We start from the raw sequence: 7,748 nt of genomic DNA on the forward strand, positions 1-7,748 counted from the left end.
GTTTTTGTTAATAAGACACCCCAGATCGCGACCGGTTGGGGGGGGTACAAGGCCCTGTAATAGACCCGGGTTCATAGACCCGGATCGCGAAAGCGAGACGGGGCCCGGAACCGAGATCGGTTCCGGGCCCCTTCGCGATCAGAGCACCAGCGGCGCCTACTTCGGCTGCGGCTTCCGGATGGTCAGGTGCAGCTCGCGCAGCCGGGCCTCCTCCAGCTCCGTCGGCGCGCCCATCATCAGGTCCTGGGCGTTGCCGTTGAGCGGGAAGGCGATGGTCTCGCGGATGTTCGGCTCGTCGGCCAGCAGCATCACGATGCGGTCGACGCCGGGGGCGATGCCACCGTGCGGCGGGGCGCCGAAGCGGAAGGCGCGGAGCATGCCCGCGAACTTCTCCTCGACGGTCTCCCGGTCGTAGCCCGCGATCTCGAACGCCTTCAGCATGATCTCCGGCTCGTGGTTCCGGATCGCGCCGGAGGACAGCTCGACGCCGTTGCAGACGATGTCGTACTGCCAGCCCAGGATGTCCAGCGGGTCCTGGGTCTCCAGGGCCTCCAGGCCGCCCTGCGGCATGGAGAAGGGGTTGTGCGAGAAGTCGATCGCGCCGGTCTCCTCGTCCTTCTCGTACATCGGGAAGTCGACGATCCAGCAGAAGCGGAAGACGCCCTCCTCGAAGTGGCCGGCGCGCTTGGCGGCCTCGACCCGCACCGCGCCCATGATCTTCGAGACCTCGTCGAACTCGCCGGCGCCGAAGAAGACCGCGTGACCGGCAGCGAGGGAGAGGCGCTTGGTCAGCTCGGCGACGTTGTCCTCGGTCAGGAACTTCGCGATCGGACCGGTGAGCGAGCCGTCCTCGGCGACCCGGACCCACGCCAGGCCCTTGGCGCCCAGCGTCACCGCGAAGTCACCGAGCTGGTCGAAGAACTTGCGCGGCTGCGCGGCGACGTCCGGCACCGGCAGGGCACGTACGTGCTTGCCCGCGAAGGCCTTGAACTCCGAGCCCTCGAAGATGTCGGTGATGTCGACGAGCTCCAGCTGGGCGCGCAGGTCCGGCTTGTCGGAGCCGTACTTGAGCATCGCCTCGCGGAACGGGATCCGCGGGAAGGGGGAGGTGACGTGACGGCCGTTGCCGAACTCCTCGAAGAGCTCCGTCATCAGCTTCTCGACCGGCTGGAAGACGTCCTCCTGCTCGACGAAGGACATCTCGATGTCGAGCTGGTAGAACTCGCCCGGAGAACGGTCCGCGCGGGCGTCCTCGTCGCGGAAGCAGGGCGCGATCTGGAAGTAGCGGTCGAAGCCGGAGATCATCAGCAGCTGCTTGAACTGCTGCGGAGCCTGCGGCAGGGCGTAGAACTTGCCCGGGTTCAGCCGGGAGGGGACCACGAAGTCGCGGGCACCCTCGGGGGAGGTGGCGGACAGGATCGGCGTCGCCATCTCGTTGAAGCCGAGCGCGGTCATCTTGTGACGGATGGCCGAGATCACCGCGGTGCGCAGCATGATGTTGCGGTGCATGCGCTCACGGCGCAGGTCCAGGAAGCGGTACTCCAGGCGCCGCTCCTCGTTGACCCCGTCCTCGGCGTTGATCGTGAAGGGCAGCGGGGCGGCGGAGCCGAGCACCTCGACCTCGCCGACCTCGATCTCGATCTCGCCCGTCGGCAGGTCCGGGTTCACGTTCTCGGCGCCTCGCGAGACGACCCGGCCGTCGGCGCGGACCACCGTCTCCTTGGACAGCTTGTCCAGGGCCTCGTACGCCGGCGTGCCGGGGCGGGCGACGAGCTGCGTGATGCCGTAGTGGTCGCGCAGATCGATGAAGAGGATGCCGCCCAGGTCGCGCCGATTGTGCAGCCAGCCACTCAGCCGGACGTCGGTTTCGACGTCAGAGGCGCGGAGCTCGCCGCAGGTGTGGGACCTGTACCGATGCATCGTCGTTCATCCAGTCTTTGCGGATCGGGGTATTTGTCTCAGGTTGTTTCACGTGAAACACGACCAGCGTACCGGGCACATGAAGATCGCCTCCCACCATTACCGGGCCGGGGAGCGGTGGCACTCTTCGATCGCATCTTCTTAAAGTGGGGCAATGCGCACTGGCGAGCCCCTGCCCGCCGTGGGGGACGTCCTCTCTTCCCTCGAGACCGGGCTCTGGCACTGGGACACCGCCACCGGGCTGGTCACGATCGACGCGGAGACCGCTCGGCTGCTTGGGTTGCCCCCCGAGGGGGCCACGCTCACGGAGGCCCGGACGCGCGCCTGCTTCCACCCCGTCGACTGGAACGAGAACACCAGCATCATCCGGCTCGCCTCCGAAGAGGGCACCTTGGCCGAGGTGCGGCTGCGGATCATGGACGAGCAGGGCCGCGTCCTCCGTACCGTGCGCAGCCGCTTCAGACCGGTCTACGACCGGCAGGAGCGCGTGTACCGGCTGACGGGCACCCTGCAGCAGGTCACCGAGCCGACACCCGGCACCGCCGCGCGCACCCCCGTCACCGGCGACTGGCGCCGCTCCCGGGAGGCCTTCCTGCTGGACGCGGGCCGGGCGCTGGCCGAGGCGCGGTCCACGACGGAGGTGCTGCGGGTGGCGGCCGGGCTGTCGATGCCGGGCTTCTCACCGGACGGACTGGCCGTCTTCGGGTTGAAGGGCGACCGGCTGACGATCATCGGCCACCACGGGCAGCAGCCCGGTGAGGAGACTCCCTTCACCGACATGCCGCTGGACACGGGCTACCCGGCCACGGAAGTGGTGCGCACCGGCCGCGCGGTCTATCTCTCCTCCCCCGAGCAGTACCGGTCCCGCTACCCGGTGACCTGGCCGCTCGCCGAGCACTTCGGCCGCCAGTCCTGGGCGTATCTGCCCCTGACGGTGGCCGGCCGCACCATGGGCGCCTGGATGGCGGCCTTCTCCTACCCGGTCGCCTTCACACCGGACGAGCGGTCGGTGCTGACGACGGTGGCGCGCATGCTCGCCCAGGCCCTGTCCCGGGCCGGGACGGCCGAGTCCGAGCGGGAGCTCACCGACGGGCTGCAGCGCTCCATGCTGCCCACGCTGGGCCCCGACGTCCCCGGCATGAGCATGGCCGCCCGCTACGTCCCGACCGGCGGCGGGCTCCAGGTCGGCGGTGACTGGTACGACATGATCCCGCTGCCCAACAGCAGGTACGCGCTGGTCATCGGAGACGTGCAGGGCCATGACGTACGGGCCGCGGGTCTCATGGGACAGCTGCGGATCGCCCTGCGCGCCTATGCCTCCGAGGGCCATCGCCCCGACGCGGTCCTCTCCCGTGCCTCCCGCTTTCTGCACGGCGTCACCAACGGCACCTGCGACGACGCCGACCCGCGCTTCGCGACCTGCCTGTACGTGGAGGCCGACCCGGTGGCCGGCGTGCTGGAGATCGCCCGCGCCGGGCATCCGGACCCGGCGGTGCGCATGGCCGACGGGACGGTGATGATCCGGCCCACCGCGGGCGGGCTGCCGCTGGGCATCGACCCGGACGCCGACTACCCGACGACGCGGATCGCGCTGGAGCCCGGCGAGACCATGATGATCTGCACCGACGGTCTGATCGAGACCGGCGGCCACGACATGGAGAGCGGCTGGCAGCGCATCCGCGCCATCCTGGAGGACCACGAAGGCGACCTGGAGTCCCTCGCGGACGCTCTGGTGCAGGCCGTGCACGGGCCGTCCTCGCACCAGACCCCGGGGCCGCTGGCCGACCGCCGCGAGGACGACATAGCGGTGCTGCTGCTGTGCCGGCCGGGGGAGGGGTGCGGCTGCGGCGACACGGCGTTCCTACGGCCCACGCTCCGGCGCACCGTGCTCTCGGTGGCGCAGGACGAGCCGGAGCGGATCGCCGAGACCCGGCAGCACGTGCGCGAGCTGCTGCACGACTGGCCCTCCGCCGAACAGGTGGACACCGCGGTGCTGCTGGTCTCCGAGATGGTGACCAATGTCCTGGTGCACACGGACGCCGACGCGCTGCTCGTCGCCGAGGTCGCCGGAGAGGCGGGTGACCGGCGGATACGGGTCGAGGTCACCGACGCCGGCGACGACCTCCCGCACCTGCGGCGCCCCGGCGAACTGGCCTCCTCCGGGCGCGGTCTGGTGCTGATGGAGCTGCTCGCGGGGGCCTGGGGGGTGGATCCTCGGGGCGAGGGCAAGAGCATCTGGTTCGAGCTGGGCGAGAAGCAGTGACTACGCGGCGGCGTACCGGGTCCTGAGTTCGTGCACGACCCCGAAGGCGGCCGCGGTCAGCGGTACCGCCAGCAGCATCCCGACGATGCCCGCGACGGACGCCCCGGCCGTGATCGCCAGCATCACCACCGCGGGATGCATCTGCACGGTCCGGCTCTGGATCACCGGCTGGAGGACATGGCCCTCCAGCACCTGCACGGCGACCACGACACCGAGCGCCCACAGCGCGATCACGAACCCCCGGTCGGCGAGCGCGACCAGCACGGACACCGCGCCCGAGAGGAAGGCACCGAGGTAGGGGATGTAGGCGCCGACGAAGACGAGCGCGCCCAGTCCTGGGGCGCCCGGCACCCGGAGGACGAGCAGTCCGATGGTGATGCAGATGGCGTCGATGAACGCGATGAGGGTGGTGCCGCGCATGAACCCCTCGACCGCCTCGTAGGCCCGCCGTGCCATGGCCTCCAGGGTGTCGGCGCTGTCGTGCGGGGCGACGGACCGCAGGACCTCGACGGCGCGGTGGGAGTCGCGCAGGAAGAAGAAGACGAGCAGCAGCGCCAGCACGGCCATGGCGATGCTCTCGCCGACCACGCTGACCCCGCTGATGACGTTGGAGGCGGCCGTCCCGCCGAACTTGCTCAGCAGGTCCTTGGAGTTGGCGGCGAGGTCGTCCAGCGAGGTCCCGGCCGCCCCGAAGTGCTCGGCGACCGACTTTCCCGCGGCCCGGAGCGAGGAGACGATCTCGTCCCCGGTGCCGATCAGCGCGGCGACCACGATGTACACGGCCCCGCCGACGACGGCGACGACCGCGACACAGGTGAGCCCCGAGGCCAGCGAGCGGTGCAGCCCGGCCTTGACGAGCCTGCGGTACAGCGGTCCGAGCAACGCGGTGCCCAGCAGTGCGAGCAGCACCGGAGTGACGGCCGTACGGAAGGTGGTGCACAGCCGGACGCCGACGTACCCGACCCCGTAGACGAGCAGGATCACCGCGCACCAGGCGGCGAGGCGGCGGACGGGATCGGGCAGAAGCTGCACACGTCCAGCCGATCACGCACCCGGCCGGGCTGTCCTGCGCGGACGGCCCGGCCGGGTGACGCGGGGTCGGCGGAGCCCCGTCCGGCGCCGTTGACGGGCGGGACCGTCCTTCGGCCTCAGGCCTCGCGGTCCGCCCGCGGTCGTGCCGTGGACGGCCGGGACGGTGCCGAGTCGGCCCTTCTGGAAGTCCTCGAAGGCCGGGCCTGGGATGGAAAGCCATCTGTCCTGATCACGCGTGACATGCCACGTTCGGCGTAATGGACACGTTGGGCCGGCAGGCCGCGTCACTCTGGAAGGGGTGATCACGGTCGTGTCAGGAGCCCTGTGTACGGATCACGCGAGAGGGCCGGGCGGATCGGCCATGACCGCCGGACGGCCCCGGGAGGACACCGGTGCAAGGGCGGGCCATGGCATGGCACGCGGTGAGCGGCGGCCGGACAACGGCATGATGGACCGTTCGGAAGGGTTCGGTGAGCGGCTGCTGGGGGTGCTGCTGGACCGGGCACACGAGATGCCACCGCAGCTGATCGCCCCGCTCATCGCGGAAGAGGTGGCCAGGGTCGGTGGCCGCGACGTCTCGATCCTGCTGCAGGACTACGGCCAGCTGGTGCTCGTGCCGCTGCCGGGTCGGCGGCTGACGGTCGGCGAGCCCGAGCCGATCGGTGACTCTCCCGCCGGCGTGGCCTTCCTGCAGGCGACCACTGTCGAGGTGCCGCAGTCCGACGGCGTCCGGATGTACCTGCCGTTGTTGGACGGCAGCGACCAGGTGGGAGTGATGGGCCTCACCCTGGACACCGTCGATGACGACGACCGGCGGCTACTGCGCAGGCTCGCCGGTCTGGTCGCCGACATGCTGGTCACCAAGCACAGCTACACCGACCAGTTCTTCCTCGCCCGGCGCCGCGAACCGATGAGCGTGGCCGCGGAGATCCAGTGGTCCCTGCTGCCGCCGCTGGCGATGTCCGTGCCGCAGGCAGCAGTGGCCGGCATCCTCGAGCCCGCCTACAGCGTCGCAGGCGACAGCTTCGACTACGCCCTCAACGAGGACATCCTGCACCTGGCCATCGTCGATGCGATGGGACACGGCCTGGACGCCGCCACGATGGCGACCGTCGCCGTGGGGGCCTACCGGCACGCCAGACGTGCCGACATCGGCCTGTCCGAGATCTACGCGTTCATGGACCGGGCCATCGCGGAGCAGTTCGGGCCCGACCACTTCGTCACCGCGCAGATGATGCGTCTGAACATCGCAACGGGCCACCTGCAGTGGGTCAACGCGGGTCACCCCGCACCGCTGCTGATCCGCAACCACCAGGTCGTACGGCAACTGGCGGGTCCGACCACCCTGCCGGTCGGCTTCGGCGGTGAAGAGCCCCGGATCAGCGAGCAGATGCTCCAACGCGGTGACCGGGTGCTGTGCTTCACCGACGGCCTGATCGAGGAACACGAGGCCGGTGAAGAGCAATTCGGCGAGGAGCAACTCATCCACTGGGTCAACCGCATCGAACACACGGAGAAGGGAGTACGCGCGGTGGTGCGCGCACTCTCCCACGCTCTGAAGCTGCAACGGGGCGGCCGCACCAGCGACGACGCCACCCTCTTCCTGATCGAATGGCGCGGGGGTGCCGCCGACCACCTCGCCCTCCTGGAGTGAGGCGACCGCCGAACCACCGTGAATGGCGCCTCGGTTCAGCAGAGTGGCCGGGTAACGCTGCGCAACGGGCCGCGTTCCCGGCTCTTCCTGCGCTCCGAGCACGGTCGTGCTCTCGTGCACAGAGGCGAACGTTCAGGCCCAGGGGGGTCGATCTGCGACGGGTGGGTCAGGTCGGCGTAGGTGGCGTGTCGCTGCCCGTATCGATGAGGATCTGTTTGGCCCCGGTGACGTTGTCGGCCCGTACGGCCCTGGCCATCGCGGCGCGTGCGGCGTCGGGCGACGTGTCCGGAGGGACCAGCATCAGGGAGAAATGGTCCCGGTCGCCCCGGGTGATGAGGGCGGTGTCGTCACCGACCGGGAAGGAGTCGATGTGCACGACTCGGCCGTCGACCATCACCCGGGTCGGCAGCTCGTCCCAGGCGCTGCTGTCCAGGCCGACTCGGGTGACAGGTCCGAGATGCTCGGTCAACGCGGAGATCAGTGACGGGAGTTCGGCACTGATGTCCCGGGACCGCGGCCACCATGCGCCGTCCAGGACTCCCTCACGTGCGTGCGTCGTCTCCAGCCTCAGCAGGGCCGTCCCGGGTTTCACCGCCCGGTGGACGGCGTCCGGCAGGAGCCTGGGGAGGTCGGGGGTGTCTGAGTCGGCCATGGTGTCCGCCTGTCCGCAGAGAGCAGTGCGCCCGCAGAGCGTGCGACCGCGATACGACCCTGCTACCTCACCGTACTCCGCACGACGCTCGCGCGAGCGCCTCGCCGCAGGACGCGGTTACGGAAACGGGCAACGGCGGCCGCGGGTAACCCCCGGGTCCGCCCCGCCGGGGGCTTGGACGGGGGCGGGGGCCGCCCCCGGGGGGTATTAACAACGGGCCCAGGCGA

Annotated in this window: 5 protein-coding genes; 2 read left to right on the forward strand and 3 right to left on the reverse strand. The window is 70.2% G+C overall.

The features are described 5' to 3' along the window. Nucleotides 1-156: 156 nt before the first annotated feature. Nucleotides 157-1,920 carry an aspartate--tRNA ligase gene (aspS, locus tag ACFW2E_RS36120; protein ID WP_384473019.1) on the reverse strand — a complete coding sequence of 588 codons (1,764 nt, stop codon included), beginning with the start codon at nt 1,918-1,920 and terminating at the stop codon, nt 157-159. Nucleotides 1,921-2,074: 154 nt separating this feature from the next. Between aspS and ACFW2E_RS36125 the strand changes: the two genes are divergently transcribed. Continuing rightward, entirely contained in the window at nt 2,075-4,183 is a 2,109-nt protein-coding gene (locus ACFW2E_RS36125; protein WP_384473022.1) for a SpoIIE family protein phosphatase, read from the forward strand. On the opposite strand, the gene ACFW2E_RS36130 is transcribed toward ACFW2E_RS36125, so the two are convergent. Further along, nucleotides 4,184-5,215 (reverse strand): AI-2E family transporter, encoded by a 1,032-nt coding sequence (locus tag ACFW2E_RS36130; protein ID WP_384473025.1) that lies wholly within the window; start codon nt 5,213-5,215, stop codon nt 4,184-4,186. It abuts the gene before it with no gap. 412 nt (nt 5,216-5,627) lie between these two features. On the opposite strand from ACFW2E_RS36130, the gene ACFW2E_RS36135 reads away from it, so the two are divergent. After that, nucleotides 5,628-6,869 carry a PP2C family protein-serine/threonine phosphatase gene (locus ACFW2E_RS36135; protein ID WP_384473030.1) on the forward strand — a complete coding sequence of 414 codons (1,242 nt, stop codon included), beginning with the start codon at nt 5,628-5,630 and terminating at the stop codon, nt 6,867-6,869. A gap of 166 nt (nt 6,870-7,035) precedes the next feature. Here the strand turns inward: ACFW2E_RS36135 and ACFW2E_RS36140 are convergent, their stop codons facing one another. Then, complete coding sequence (locus ACFW2E_RS36140) at nt 7,036-7,521, reverse strand: DUF5994 family protein (protein ID WP_384473027.1); 486 nt, start codon at nt 7,519-7,521, stop codon at nt 7,036-7,038. Nucleotides 7,522-7,748 lie beyond the last annotated feature (227 nt).

Source organism: Streptomyces sp. NPDC058964 (assembly GCF_042741275.1).
Taxonomy (GTDB): Bacteria; Actinomycetota; Actinomycetes; order Streptomycetales; family Streptomycetaceae; genus Streptomyces.